Below are 14125 nucleotides of genomic sequence, written 5' to 3'. Positions count from 1 at the left end.
AGGATCGATGAAGTCATGGGGCCTGGTCGGCGCGTCGCCGATCGTCGTTGCCGCGATGCTGGCGGCCGCGTCCGCCGCGGCGCAAACCGCACCCGCCACGCCGGTACCGCCGGCCGGCGCTGATGCCTCCGCACCGTCGGCCGACGGCGCCGATGCGCCGGAGACCGACGCCGCGGTCCTGCCCGACGACATCGTCGTCACCGGCTTCCGCAACAGCCTGACCAAGGCGATCGACCTCAAGCGCGACGCGATCGGCTTTCGCGATTCGATCGTCGCGGAGGATATCGGCAAGTTCCCCGAGGCGAACGTGGCGGATTCGCTGCAGCGCATCCCCGGCGTGATCCTGACCCGCGACGGCTTTTCCAACGAGGGCCAGCGGATCAGCATCCGCGGCCTCGGCTCCGAATTCACCGTGACGACGATCGACGGCGAACCGGTGCGCACCACCTCGTCGACCAACGTCGGCAGCTCGACCCGCGACTTCAATTACGACGTCTTCCCGTCCGAATTATTCGGCCGCGTCGACGTCTACAAGTCGCCCGCCGCCAATCTCGAGGAAGGCGGCATCGCCGGCGTCGTCGACCTGCAGACTCCGCGCCCGTTCGACGCCAACGGCCGCGTCATCCGCTATTCGGCGCAGGCCAATTACAACACCCAGTCCAAGGAATGGCGCCCGCGCGGCTCGCTGCTGCTCAGCGACACCGTGGGCAATTTCGGCGCGCTGTTCGGCGTCGCCTATTCGGAGAACGTCAACGAACGCTCGGGCTTCCAGTCGACCGGTGGCGGCACCAGCGGCTACAATTCCTCGGCGCTCGCCCGCCTGCCCTATTACGGCACGGTGCCGGCCAATACGGCGGGGCCGTTCAACTTCGAGCTCGATCTCAACAATCCGCTCGCCAATTTCGGCGGCCTGACCCGCGCGCAGGTGGCGAACGGCAATCTGCCGCGCTTCTACCGCATCTATGCGTCGAACACCGACCGCCAGCGCCTCGCCTTCGTCGGCTCGCTCCAGTACAAGAGCGACCGGTTCGAGGCGAGCATCGACGGCATCGCCTCTGAGCTCAAGGACCAGACCGACGAATATACGTTCGGCGTGCCGGTGCGCAATTCGCGCACCGTCGCCGGCACCACCAGCGCGCCGGGCACCGGCACCAATTCCGGCCTGATCCCGCTCGACGTCAAGCTCGACCAGTACAACAACCTCTACGGCACCTTCGGCAATTCGAGCATCCTGACCGAAAGCTTCTATCGCGATACGACCACCAAATTCCGCTACATCATCGGCCGCGGCGTGTGGTCGATCGCCGACAATCTCAAGCTGTCGGCGCAGGCCAATTACAGCCAGAGCAAGGCGGTCTATTCGGAAAACCGCATCGTCTCGAACATCTACGGGATCACCACGACGTTCGACCCGACGGGCAACGTCACCTATCCGACGATCAGCTCGCCGACCAGCTTCACCAATCCGGCCAATTATCGCGCGCCGTCGCTGGGCTTTGCGATCAACGACGAACTCGACCGGGTGAAGACCGCACGCGCGGTGGTCGACTGGACGCCGATCGACAATGGCGAGCAATTGCTCGCGCTGAAGCTCGGCGCCAATTACACCTCCAGCACCAAGCGCGTGCAGCGCCAGGACGGCAGCAGCATCGCCGCGCAGACCGTGCTGCCGCAGGGCGGCACCTTCGCCAGCAATCCGACGGGCGTGTTCGCCAACATGGATCCGTTCGTCCAGATCGGCGCGCTGAGCAACGGCGGCAACAGCGGCTATCCCTCGCAATTCGCGACCTTCTCGCGCGATTTCGTGCTCAACACGCTCAACGCCAATGCCGCCAACCGCCGTGCGACGCCGGCGCTCAATCAGGCCTTCACCGCGGAGGAGGTGGTCAAGTCGGCCTTCTTCGAAACCTCGTTCAAGATCCCGATCGGCAGCCATCCGTTGCGGATCAACTGGGGCGTGCGCTTCTCCGACACGCGGACGCTGATCGACAATTTCCAGGCTGGCACCGGCGGCACCTTCGTCCCGGCCGAGCGGCAGGGCGGCTATCAGAACTTCCTGCCGTCGGCGAGCCTCACCTTCGACATCACCCCCAAGCTGGTGCTGCGCGGCGCGACCGGCGAGACGATCACGCGCAATTCGCTGGCGACGATCGCGGCCGGCACGCGCGTGCCCAATATCTTCAACCCGGCGGTGACGGTCGGTAATCCCGACCTCAAGCCGCAGCGCGCGACCGGCTATGACGCCGCGCTCGAATGGTATTTCACCCGTGGCGGGCTGCTCAGCGTCGGCGGCTTCCTGAAGACGCTCTACGACCGGCCGCTGTCGGTCACCGATCGCGTGCCGTTCGGCACCTTGGGCCTGCCGTCCAATCTGTTCAGCTGCCCCTCATTGGGGGCCGGCGCTTGCCCGGCCTCGCTCGGCGGCAGCACGATCGACCCCAATTTCCTGTTCGACCGGACGATCACGATCAACCAGTCGGCGCTCAAGCTGAAGGGGCTGGAATTCGCCTATCAGCAGAATTTCACCTTCCTGCCCAAGCCGTTCGACGGCCTCGGCGTGACCAGCAGCCTGACGCTGATCGACCAGCAGGGCAGCGACTTCGTGCTGACCAACGGCGACCGCATCTCGCTGCAGGGCGTGCCGAAATATGCCTACAGCATCACCGGCTTCTACGAGAAGGGCCCGCTGTCGATCCGCGGGTCGTACAATTACCGCGGCAAGACCGGCCAGAGCCCGCAGAACACCGGCAACAACCAGGTGCCCTATCTCAACGCGCAGGGCTTCCTCGACGGGACGATCAGCTACCGGTTCAGCGACCTGATCGAGTTCCGCATCGATGCGCTGAACATCACCAACCAGAACGTCTATTTCTTCTACGAGGACCCGAGCCAGCCGGCGGGCAACGGCCAGTCGCGGCGGGATAATTCCTATTTCAACGGCCGCACCATCTCGATCGGTATTCGCGGCAAGTTCTAACAGGTCCCCCACCTGGGGCGTCCGGGCGATGGCCGCCGGGACGCCCCGCTTTCTCGCCGCAGGGTGGTTTGACACTTCGGCGGGGTCATATGATAACTTTTGCCAGCGGTGCCGAGTGGCGGCACGGGAGGGGACGAGCGCGATGTCAGCGGATCAGGTGACCGGCGCCCGCATGGCTGGTCCGACCCCAAAGATCGGCCGCTATCGCTGGACGATCTGCGCGCTGCTCTTCGCCGCGACGGCGATCAACTATATCGACCGCCAGATGATCGGCGTGCTGAAGCCGGTGCTGCAGAAGGACCTCGGCTGGAGCGAGAGGCAATATGCCGACATCGTCTTTTGGTTCCAGGCGGCCTATGCGATCGGCTTCCTCGCCGCAGGACGGCTGGTCGACGCGGTCGGTGCGCGGATCGGCTATGCGGTCGCCTTCACCTTATGGACGCTGGCGCATGTCGCGCACGGTCTGGTCGGATCGGTGACGCAATTCGCCGCGGCGCGCTTCGCGCTCGGTCTCGGCGAGTCCGGCAATTTCCCCTCCGGTTTGAAGGCGGTGACCGAGTGGTTCCCGCAACGCGAGCGCGCGCTCGCGGCCGGGATGTTCAACGCCGGCGCCAACGTCGGCGCAATCGCGACGCCGCTGATCGTGCCGGCGATCACCCTCGCCTATGGCTGGCGGATGGCGTTCATCGCGACCGGCGCGCTCAGCGTCGTCTGGCTGATCGCCTGGATCAGCCTGTACCGCCGGCCCGAGGAACAGCCACGCCTCTCGACGGCCGAACTGGCGCTGATCCGCAGCGACCCCGTCATGCCCGCCGGCCGCCTGCCCTGGCTGCGGCTGTTCGCGGTGCGCGAGACCTGGGCCTATGCGATCCCCAAGTTCCTGACCGATCCGATCTGGTGGATGTTCCTGTTCTGGCTGCCCGACTTCCTCGGCAAGCGCCACGGCCTCGACCTCAAGAGCTTCGGCCCGCCATTGGTCGTCATCTATCTGCTGTCCGACGGCGGCAGCGTGCTCGGCGGCTGGCTGTCGTCGCGGCTGATCCAGCGCGGCTGGAGCGCCAATGCCGCGCGCAAGGCGACGATGCTGGGCTGCGCGATCGCGGTGCTGCCGATCGTCACCGTCCAACATGTCGACCATCTGTGGCTGGCGGTGCTGCTGATCGGCCTCGCCACCGCGGCGCACCAGGCTTTCTCCGCCAATCTGCTGACCCTGCCGTCCGACCTGTTCCCGCGCGCCGGCGTCGCCTCGGTGGTCGGCATCGGCGGCACCGCGGGTGCGATCGGCGGCATGCTGATCGCCAAGTTCGTCGGTTACGTGCTCGACGTGTCGGGCAGCTATACGCCGATCTTCGCGGTCGCGGCCTCTGCCTATCTGCTCGCGCTCGCCGCACTCCACCTCATCAGCCCGCGGCTCGCGCCCGCCGCCCTGCCCCGTTCGGAGACCGTCGCATGATCCTCCCCGCTCTCACTCTGGCGGCCGCGACGTCGCTGGCCTTGACGCCGCAGCCCGCCCCCCAGCCCGTCCCCGCCGAAGCCACCACGCAGGCGCCGCTCGCCGCGGCGGTGCGGCTCGCCGACTGGCAGCTCGCGCGCATGGCCGACAGCGCGCACGTCAGCCGCGCGACGGGCGAGACGCGCAATCCGCGCGCCTGGGAACAGGCGGTGTTCTGGGTCGGCATGACCGCGCTGGCCGACGCCGGCGCCCCGCCGCGCATCCGCGACGCGATCCTGGCGATGGGTCGCGCCAACAGGTGGCAGCCGGGCGCCAAGCCCTATTTCGCCGACGATCATGCGATCACGCAAAGCTATCTCTGGGCCGCGGCGCACGGCGCCGGCCCCGCCGCGCGGGTGCCGACCCGCGCCGCCTTCGACCGCGTCGTCGGCCAGCCGGCGGTGACCACCCTCGCCTTCTACGTCCCGCCGAGCGGCTATGGCGACACCGAATGCCTGACGCGGTGGTGCTGGTGCGACGCGCTGTTCATGGCCCCGCCGGCGCTGGTCGAGCTCAGCCGGCAGACCGGCGACCCGCGCTACCGCGATTTCGCGCTGAAGGAATTCTGGGCGACGACCGACTTCCTGTTCGATCCGGTCGAGCATCTCTATTACCGCGACAGCCGCTTCTTCGAGCGCCGCGACGCGAAGCAGCGCAAGCAATTCTGGTCGCGCGGCAACGGCTGGGTGTTCGCCGGCATGGCGCGGATCATCCCGCTGCTGCCCAAGGGTAGCGCCGACCGCATCCGCATGGAGGGGCTGTTCCGCACGATGGCGACCAAGCTCGCCGCGGTGCAGAAGCCCGACGGCTATTGGGCGCCGTCGCTGCTCGCGCCGGAGGACAGCCCGCCGGAGGCGAGCGGCACCGCCTTCTACACCTATGGCATGGCCTGGGGCGTCAACAGCGGGCTGTTGCCGCGCGCCACCTATGCCCCGGTTGCGCAGCGCGGCTGGGCGGCGCTTACCCGCGCGATCCAGCCCGACGGCCGGCTCGGCTGGGTGCAGCAGGTCAGCGACCGGCCGGAGACGGTCGCGCCCGGCGACACCCAATATTACGGTGTCGGCGCCTTCCTGCTCGCCGCGACACAGATGGCGGTGCTCGACCGCGCGGCGCGCTGACGGGCTCCGCGCGCATGTACGAGCGGACCTATTACGCCACCCATCCCGACATGATGGCGGGCGCGTCCAACGCCGATCTGCGCGACCGCTATCTGGTCGACCGGCTGTTCCGCACCGGCGAGATCGTGCTGACCTATTCACACGGCGAACGCTTCGTGATCGGCGCGGCGGTGCCGGCGGGGGACGGCGAACTGGCGCTGCCGGTGCAGGACGAACCGGCGAGCGCGGCCGGCCATCCCCTGCTGGAACGGCGCGAGCTCGGCGTGGTCAATATCGGCGCCCCCGGCCGCGTCATCGTCGACGGCGAGGCGATCGCGCTCGACCGCTACGAGGCGCTCTACGTGCCGATGGGATCGGTCGACGTCCGCTTCGCCGGCGACGGTGCGCGCTTCTACCTGCTCAGCGTCCCCGCCCACGCCGCTTTGCCCTTGCGCAAGGTGACGCTGACCGACGCCGAACAGATGAGGCGCGGCAGCCTGGAGACGTCGAACGACCGCGAGATCCACCAGCTGATCCTGCCGCACCGCTGCGCCAGCGCCTCGCTGTGCCTCGGCCTCACCCGGCTGAAGCCCGGATCGGTGTGGAACACGATGCCGCCCCATGTCCACGAGCGGCGCAGCGAAATCTACCTCTATTTCGACCTCGGCGAGGACGACCGCGTGGTCCATTTCATGGGCCGGCCCGACGACCTGCGCACGATCGTGATGCGCAACGAGGAGGTGGTGATCAGCCCGCCCTGGTCGGTGCACATGGGCGCCGGTACCCGCAACTACGCCTTCGTCTGGGCGATGGCGGGCGAAAACCAGGATTATGAGGACATGGCGGTCTGCGACATCTGCCAGTTGCGGTAGATCTTTCCCTGTCGGCGTGTCGACAGGTCGACGTATCGGCAGATATTGCAGCCGGCGGTCAGGCGGCCTCGGCGACGGACTCGGCGGTGGCGGCAGGGCTCGCCATCGTGTCCGCCGCGACGACGGGCCGGAACACGATGGACAGGGCCAGCGGCTCGGCATAGCGGCCGGCAGGCGGCGTGACGAACATCAGGCTGTTCGCATCGCAGCGCCATAGCCCCGTGGCCAGTTCTTCCATGGCATCGTGGATCGGTTCGGCGTCGATCGGCGGCCGTGCCGCACCCCGCCGTGCGTCGAAATCAGCGACATAGTGGAACGAGATATCGTCGATCTGCACGATGCGGCCGATCGCCCCCATCGGAATGGCGACGCCGAATTGCGCCGCGCCGACCGGTACGATCAGGCTGAAATAGCCGTCGTGCGTTAGGGATGCGGTGAATTGCTGCGCCAATTGCCGATCCTGCTGGGTCAGGATGACCTGGACAGGGCGCGTGACGGGGGTGACGTCGCTGATCCGCAGATCGAGACCCAAACGCGCGGCGGACAGATGCGCCAGCGACATGGGCAGGCCCTGCGGCTGCAATTCGCCGGCCAGGAACATGCGGTTAGCGTTGCGCAGATACGACAGGCCCCAGCGGCGCAATTCCTGCTGGGCCCGCAACGGATCGACGATCGCGATCAGATCGTCGGTGCCGAGGTTCACGTCATGCTCGAATTCGGCGAAGATGCCGATCTCGGCGGCCTGCGGCAGGAAGAGCAGGCGCGCCAGAATCGCCAGGGCAGTCTGTCGATCGCCATCGGCATCCGCGGATGCCGGCGGCCGGTGAACGGCGGCCGAGGCTTCACGCGCGAAGGCGATCGCCCCCGACTGAATGGCCTGGCGGGTGGCACGCTGGCTGGCGCTGATCAGGCAGGACTTGTGCTTGGGGCGGCCATTGTCGGCATAATCGATCGCCGACCCCTTGTCCGATGTCGCGACCTGCTCGACGACCGCGATCTGCATGCTGAGCGCCTTCAGCGTGCGATGATCGTAATGGCGCGCATCGAACAGCCCGCGCTTGCTGGCCGGGTCGCAGCGATGGTCGGTCAGCAGCAGATATCGGCCGGTCACCCGCACGTCGAGCTGCTCCTCCAGCAGCGGCGTCACCCGGTCCTGCACCGTCCCTCTATAGCCCAGGTCGACGAGCATGATGATGTCGCCTGCGGCGATCCGGCCCTCACGGCGGACATGCTGTACCATGCGGCGGGCAAAGGCGGCGCTGCGGCTGCAGATCCGGCGCACGACATCGGGCGCGAGCACCCCTGCCCTGAACGTGTCGTTGTCGGTGCCGATCCGCGCCGCTTCCTCGCTGGTCAGGCCCAATTGCGTCGCAAGGACGTCGGTACGCTCCGTCGGCTCGTCCTGCAGATAGGCGCGGATCGCCGCGGCGTCGACGAACGAGCCCCGCCGTGCGGTGAACCGGCTGATCGAGATCGCCGCGCCCTGGCCACCCGCGGCCTCGAACATCGCGAGCGGCAGAAAGCCGTCGCGCAACAGGAACAGCGGCTTCACCGGCCGCCCGGATGCGGCAGCCAGTTCGGCGATCTCGGCCTGCAGCCATTGCGAGAAGCTGTGCAGGACGGGACCGAAGACGTCATGGCCCAGCGCCGATTTGAGCTCCTCCAGCGCGCGGGAGGCGATCGCCGGACGATGCAGCTGCAGCGTCGGTCGCGACACGGTCGTGGCCGGATCGAAGAGGGCGGCGACCGCCGCTTCCAGGCGCAGGCGATGCTCGGTATCGGCGTCGAACTGCTTGATGTGGACGGCATGGAGGCCGGCTTTGTCCGCGGCGATGCCGTCCGCGCGCAGATTGTCACCGACGTGCAGGATCGCGGCCGGTGGGACGTCCAGCGCGCGAAGAACCGGGCCGAACATGCCGTCGGCCTTGCTGGCGCCGATTTCGGACGAGCAGAAGATCCGGTCAATCATGGCGGCGACGTCCTCCCCCGCGGCGGATCGGATCAAGCCGCGCAATTGCGGCTCGGACAGATAGGTGTCGCTGACGATGATGACCTGCAATCCGGCCGCCTTCGCGCGGCGGATCAGCGCCACCGTCGGCGCGAAGGCGAAGCAGTGACGCGCTTCCAGGGCCAGTTCCGCCGCGACGCCATCCCCCGGAAAGACCGGCCATTGGGCATAGATCTGCTCGATCGATACCTCGCGCGTGCCATGATCGGCCCATTGCAGGTCGCGCGCGATCTTTTCGGCCTCGGTGCGCGGTTCGATGCCACCGCCGGCGATGGCGAGGCCGGCGAACACATCCTGCGGCCGGTGGGTCGCACGCCAGATCAACGTGTCGAAACAGTCGAGCGAGACGATCCGGATGCCTTCCGGCGCCCTGTCCAGCAACGTGGCCAGTTCGAACGGGCGGACAGTCATGATCATCGGCGAATGCTCCTTCAGCCCCCGCTATGGGCCAAGATCACTACTGATCCGTTAACCATCCGAGGTGGTCGGCATGCCCTCCCCGCTCAGGCGGGACTGGCGGCATCCTGCCATTCCAATACCTTCAGGTAATTGGCCAGGCGATTGTCCTCCAGCCGGCGCAGCAGAGGGTTCTGGTGATAGGGGGCCAGCAGGTCGGCGAGCGCATCGCTCCACGGCGCATCCGCCGTGAACAGGACGCCCAGCCCGAATACGGCGGGCACGACCGCAAAGGCATAGCCATGCCCGTCGGCATGCGCCCGCGCGCGGAAATCGTCGATCGCGGTCAGCACGCCGTTGCGTGGCCCGCCCTCATGTGTCGCCCAGGCGAACTGTCCCATGCCGCGGAAGCCGCCACCGTGCACCAGGGGCGAGTGGCCGGGCAGCGCGCCACCCTCGAAACTGTAGGGATGTCGGAATTCGGCGGGTATCGTGTCCGGCGCATAATACATGTCGCGGCGTCCCGACGGCCAGGCGACATCATGCAGGAAGGCGAGCAAGGGGCGCCCGTCCCGCCGGCAGATCGCCGCGATGGCGTTCAGTTCCGCATGCACCGTGTACCAATTGTGATCGCCGTCGATCAGCCAGGCGTCGACCTCCGCCAGGTCCGGCAGCGCCGACAGGCTGGTGTCGGCGATATGCCGGACCTGGGGATTGGCGGCCGCCCAGTGCCGGAATTCGGGTTTCGGCGCGGGATCGATGCTGACCAGCGTCCCATCGCGCGCGCCGACATAAGCGGCGATATCGACCGACATGCCGCCATATTCGGCGCCGATCTCGACGATGTTTCGCGCGCCCGCGACCTGCAGGGCCTGCAGGATGAGGGTCGAGAATTCGGACATGCTGTGGATCAGGAGGTCGGACATCGGCAGGACAGCCTCATCGCATTGGCTAGACGGACCGACGCTCCGCAGCGGTCGATCGGAACGGAAATGCCCTGGGGGCAAGGCCCCGCATTCCTATGCCGAACATGCTTAAGCCGCGTTAACGGCAATGTGCGGACCGGCCGATCGCGGACAGCCGCGGTTCAGCCTGTCCGGATCAGCATGAGGATCGAAACATTCGCAGCAGGGGATGGACGGATGATGCGGGACAAGGGCTTTGGACGCGGTCTGGCGATCGCTCCCCTCCTCCTCCTCGTCGCTATGGCTGCGGAGCCGCTCCCGGCTGGCGTCCCGGATACGCGGCTGGCGTTGCTCGACCTGTCGCAGCCGTTCGCCGCGAGATCCGGCTGGCGCTTCGTCGCGACGCAGGGGCCGCAGGTGGCCGATCCGCTCGGCGAGGCGGATGATCGGGCGCCCGGCGTCGTCCGCCTTTGCATCAGCCGCGACGGTGGCCGGACCTGTGCGCCGCGCCTCGGCACATTGCTCGCGCTGCCCGGCAAGCCCGACCTGTTCGACCAGCCGCATTTCCTCGAGGATGCGCGGATCGTCCGCCCCCGCCCCGACCGGCCGCTGCTGCTGATCCGCGCCGCGAGTCTGCACAGCGGCGACGGCGACCAGCGCGTCGCCACGATCGCGCTCGGCTACGACCGCACCCGCGACGCCTTCGTCCCGGTCTATGAGAAGCGCACCGGCCGCAACAACAACCAGGAGGTCCGCTATATCGCAACCGGCCCCCTGCGCGGCGCGATCGTCGCGGCGGAGCCGACGTCCGACGCACCCTTCGCCTATTGGATCACCGTCGACCGGCTCGGGCCGGACGGCCGCTATCATCAGGCGCTGCGCTACCGCAGCCGGACGCGCTACGGCGACGGCAACCCCAAAGCGGTGATCGACTCCGACATGGCCGAGACGCTGCGGCGGCTGCCGAAATAAGCGTACCGGCGTTGTGATGCCGCTAGCTGCCCGTCCGTTCCGCGATCGGCTGGATGGCGGCAGGTCGCTCGAACCGGTGGGACAGGCGCTTGCCGAGGCGGATCGTCGGATTTTCAAATCGGAGGGTGGAAAGATGCGCCAATAGCCAGGTGACGGCGATCAGTAGCGGTCGCTTCGCATATTTCTGCAGCGTCCCGCCGGTACCCAGCCACGTATCACCCAGCATGCCGTGGATGACGTAGACCGCGAAGGAGATGGACGCGACATAGCGGGCGGCAGCCGAACAGAGCAGGCTTCTGAGTAAAGCGGGTGCGGAGAAGATCGACACGCCGATCAGCGCCGCGGCGAGATACGGGCGGGCATAGCCAGCGGTGCAAGGTTCTCCATGCCGGACAGCAGCAGCAGTGGCGCGAGCGCCACGAGCCGGCGAGCGCGGCCGGCCATCCCCTGCTGGAACGGCGCGAGCTCGGCGTGGTCAATATCGGCGCGCCCGGCCGCGTCACCGTCGACGGCGAGGTGATCGCGCTCGACCGCTACGAGGCGCTCTACGTGCCGATGGGATCGGCCGACGTCCGCTTCGCCGGCGACGGTACGCGCTTCTACCTGCTCAGCGTCCCCGCCCACGCCGCTTTGCCCTTGCGCAAGGTGACGCTGACCGACGCCGAACCGATGAGGCGCGGCAGCCTGGAGACATCGAACGATCGCGAGATCCACCAGCTGATCCTGCCGCACCGCTGCGCCAGCGCCTCGCTGGTCATCGCCCGTGCCGCGGGCTTGCGGCCACGTCGCCCAGGTTAACGCCCCAGGCGAGACCGCGTTCACTGGCATCCGATGCGTGCCCGGACGAACGCTTCATGGCGCTTAAGGGATTGGAGATTGTCGATCCGCTCGGCGAGACGGATGGTTACAGCATCTGCGGTGTAGGCAATCCCAGGTAAGCCAGCCGCCGTACCTCCCGTCGCCCGCGCACTACCGTGTCGAGGATCAGGCCAGCAAAGAAACAAAGGGCGGCGATGATCATCAGACCGATGATGAGAATTGCGGTTGGGAATCGTGGAACCAAGGACGTTTGCATGTAGGTCAACGCTAAGGGTATGCTGAGCGCCAAGCCCAAAGCGGCAAATAGCGCGCCTATCACGCCAAAGAAAAGTAGGGGTCTTTCAATTCTGTATAGCGTCATGATCGTGTTCAGAATACGAAATCCATCACTATAGGTGCTGAGCTTCGATGTCGACCCTTCGGGTCGCGCGTAATAAGGCGTTTCCACTTCAGCGCAGGGCATTTTTAATTCGAGCGCGTGAACGCTGATTTCAGTTTCTATCTCGAAACCAGAAGATAAGGATGGAAAGCTTTTAACAAAGCGACGCGAAAACACGCGGTAGCCAGAAAGGATATCGGTAAAGCTGCGACCGAACAACCGGGCCAGCATACCCGTTAGAAGAGCATTGCCGAAACGATGCCCGCGACGATAACTTTCCTCTACTTGGCTGATCCGGCTGCCGACGATCATGTCGCATTGCTCGCTTAGGAGACGTGCAACAAGTATCGGCGCGGACGCCGCATCATAAGTCGCGTCACCATCGGCCATCACATATACATCGGCATCGATATCGGCAAACATCCGCCGTACGACGTTGCCCTTGCCTTGTATGCGCTCTATGCGGACGATCGCGCCTGCTTCGCGCGCGACAGCAATAGTGGTGTCGGTGGAGTTGTTGTCGTAAACATAGATCGTGGCATCGGGCAGTGCCGCACGGAAACCTGCTACGGTTTGTGCGATCGCAGCCGCTTCGTTGTAGCAGGGCAGCAGAACGGCGATGGTAGGTTTTGTCATGGTCGTCATTGGCCTGCCAAGATAAGTGGATCGGACGTGCCGTTGCTTTCTGTCGTCGAGATGATCGAGCGCGACAGTATCATCGTCAACAGAGCAACGAGCGGAAGAACCCAGATAACGCGCGTTTGATAGCGATCGTGGGGTGTTGAGAGCGCGCCACATATTGCATCATTAGCGCACCAGCCCAGCACTGCGATCATGCCGTATCCGGTGGCTGAGCGCGTGATTGGACGGCAGAAAGCGACAATGAGGACAGTCAGCGACACCAACACCAGTGACCACAGCATCCATTCGGGAACAACGGGCATGCTGTGCTTGTACGCCCGTGTTGTTACGATATCCTTCATGAGGTGCGGCGGAATGCGGTCCAGATCGGATAATTGCGGATAATTGAATTCGATCAGGCTGAGTAGGCTCAACTGACGGCCAGCGGCGCGCAGCATCGCGATGGTAGTTTGTCGTGGATAAGCGACCAGAACCGACCGGACGAAGCGTGCCTGCTCATTGGAAAGTGCGCGTTGATCGGTTGGCGATACCGCAGAGAATACGCCATTTTCAGGGTGTGCGCTCCAAAGAAAGGTGTCGCTGCCATATGGCATCCGACTTCTAAAGCGGCAGAGGGTGAAGCTCGACTTCGGGCAAGTGCTGTCGAGATAACTAAGCCCAGGACCATCCTCGATCAGGCGCGCCGAAATGAACGGCGGTCTAATCGGGGCGGTGCCGGTCAACTTCGTCACAGTGTGGGCAAAGGTGGCCTCTCCCACGAGTCCCAGCAGAGCCGCAAATACGATGAAGGCTGCGCCGCACGCTAATCCACCGGCACGTCTTGCCGCTGCTATGATTAACACCGGAAGAGCAATGCACAATATTATGATGATATTGGCGCTGTGCATCAAGGCTGCTGCCACGGTCAAGGCAAACCAGGCAATATTCCACGTCCAGTGTTCTCTGCGCCATCCCATGATGAGTGCGGCGGCAGCAATAATGCCTATACCGGCCATGAAGTCAGGCATCAGCATCGATACAAAGAACGGTAGGGACGACGCTGCAAGCATCAAAATGCATGCCGCATAGGTCCAGCCGAAGCCCGCCTGTTGAGGGGTGACAAAGTGGCGGGTTAGGCCGAGCACGGTTACACCGGTAAGCAAGGCTTGCACGATCAGGGTCGGCCAATCCGAAGCCGTAAGTAGCACACTGATATACGGAATGACTCCGTAGAAGGGCGATCGACCCAACAGGACGGGCTTCACTGCGATGGGAAGCGAAGGTGCCGAACCCGTGCCGCCGACATTCGATGCCATGGTTTGTGTCCACACCGTGTGCCAACCAAAGGCACGATTGAAGGCAGCATCAACACCACGGATATAAGCGGATGAATCAGGGAAGTAGAATGCACCGCCATTCACAATTGCGGGCCAAAGCAATGCTATAGCTAAAAGTGGCAAAATATATTGCCATCGTTGGAGAGGGGAGATTCGACTCGTCATACGCGAGGCATTTCATCGTGCATACACATCCCCCATCCATTATCTTCAGAAGTACCAGCCAGCCGTGATGAAGAAGTTGTCTAAA

Annotated in this window: 11 protein-coding genes; 6 read left to right on the top strand and 5 right to left on the bottom strand. The window is 65.4% G+C overall.

The genetic code is table 11. From position 1 onward, the window contains the following. Nucleotides 1-7: 7 nt before the first annotated feature. From ACU5AX_RS19190 to kduI, 4 genes are all read left to right on the top strand, one after another. On the top strand, nt 8-2977 hold the full coding sequence (locus ACU5AX_RS19190; RefSeq protein ID WP_446692161.1) for a TonB-dependent receptor: 2970 nt from the start codon (nt 8-10) through the stop codon (nt 2975-2977). A 142-nt stretch (nt 2978-3119) separates the two neighbouring features. Next, nucleotides 3120-4430 (top strand): MFS transporter, encoded by a 1311-nt coding sequence (locus tag ACU5AX_RS19185; protein WP_446692160.1) that lies wholly within the window; start codon nt 3120-3122, stop codon nt 4428-4430. Continuing rightward, the gene (locus ACU5AX_RS19180) at nt 4427-5587 is read left to right on the top strand and encodes a glycoside hydrolase family 88/105 protein (RefSeq protein WP_446692159.1); all 1161 of its coding nucleotides are present in this window, start codon (nt 4427-4429) and stop codon (nt 5585-5587) included. Before ACU5AX_RS19185 ends, ACU5AX_RS19180 begins: the two co-directional genes overlap by 4 nt. A gap of 14 nt (nt 5588-5601) precedes the next feature. After that, nucleotides 5602-6438, top strand: a complete 837-nt coding sequence (gene kduI, locus ACU5AX_RS19175) for a 5-dehydro-4-deoxy-D-glucuronate isomerase (RefSeq protein ID WP_446692158.1) — start codon at nt 5602-5604, stop codon at nt 6436-6438. A gap of 58 nt (nt 6439-6496) precedes the next feature. Here the strand turns inward: kduI and ACU5AX_RS19170 are convergent, their stop codons facing one another. Both ACU5AX_RS19170 and ACU5AX_RS19165 read right to left on the bottom strand, forming a co-directional pair. After that, on the bottom strand, nt 6497-8863 hold the full coding sequence (locus ACU5AX_RS19170) for an HAD family hydrolase (RefSeq protein WP_446692157.1): 2367 nt from the start codon (nt 8861-8863) through the stop codon (nt 6497-6499). An 86-nt stretch (nt 8864-8949) separates the two neighbouring features. Further along, nucleotides 8950-9768, bottom strand: coding sequence for a class I SAM-dependent methyltransferase (locus tag ACU5AX_RS19165; RefSeq protein ID WP_446692156.1), 819 nt, complete (start codon nt 9766-9768; stop codon nt 8950-8952). A 216-nt stretch (nt 9769-9984) separates the two neighbouring features. Here ACU5AX_RS19165 and ACU5AX_RS19160 point away from each other — a divergent pair, with 216 nt between their 5' ends. Next, the gene (locus ACU5AX_RS19160) at nt 9985-10719 is read left to right on the top strand and encodes a hypothetical protein (RefSeq protein WP_446692155.1); all 735 of its coding nucleotides are present in this window, start codon (nt 9985-9987) and stop codon (nt 10717-10719) included. Nucleotides 10720-10741: 22 nt separating this feature from the next. Here the strand turns inward: ACU5AX_RS19160 and ACU5AX_RS19155 are convergent, their stop codons facing one another. After that, nucleotides 10742-11047 (bottom strand): hypothetical protein, encoded by a 306-nt coding sequence (locus tag ACU5AX_RS19155; RefSeq protein ID WP_446692154.1) that lies wholly within the window; start codon nt 11045-11047, stop codon nt 10742-10744. On the opposite strand from ACU5AX_RS19155, the gene ACU5AX_RS19150 reads away from it, so the two are divergent. Next, nucleotides 11029-11517 carry a 5-deoxy-glucuronate isomerase gene (locus ACU5AX_RS19150; protein WP_446692153.1) on the top strand — a complete coding sequence of 163 codons (489 nt, stop codon included), beginning with the start codon at nt 11029-11031 and terminating at the stop codon, nt 11515-11517. The two genes, ACU5AX_RS19155 and ACU5AX_RS19150, sit on opposite strands and share 19 nt — an antisense overlap. 106 nt (nt 11518-11623) lie before the next feature. Here the strand turns inward: ACU5AX_RS19150 and ACU5AX_RS19145 are convergent, their stop codons facing one another. Next, nucleotides 11624-12562, bottom strand: a complete 939-nt coding sequence (locus tag ACU5AX_RS19145) for a glycosyltransferase family 2 protein (protein ID WP_446692152.1) — start codon at nt 12560-12562, stop codon at nt 11624-11626. Beyond that, the gene (locus ACU5AX_RS19140; protein ID WP_446692151.1) at nt 12559-14040 is read right to left on the bottom strand and encodes a hypothetical protein; all 1482 of its coding nucleotides are present in this window, start codon (nt 14038-14040) and stop codon (nt 12559-12561) included. Before ACU5AX_RS19140 ends, ACU5AX_RS19145 begins: the two co-directional genes overlap by 4 nt. Between the last annotated feature and the right edge of the window lie 85 nt (nt 14041-14125).

Source organism: Sphingomonas benefaciens, from assembly GCF_052907485.1.
Note: the sequence above shows the minus strand (reverse complement) of the source record. Positions and strands in the feature narration are given on the sequence as shown.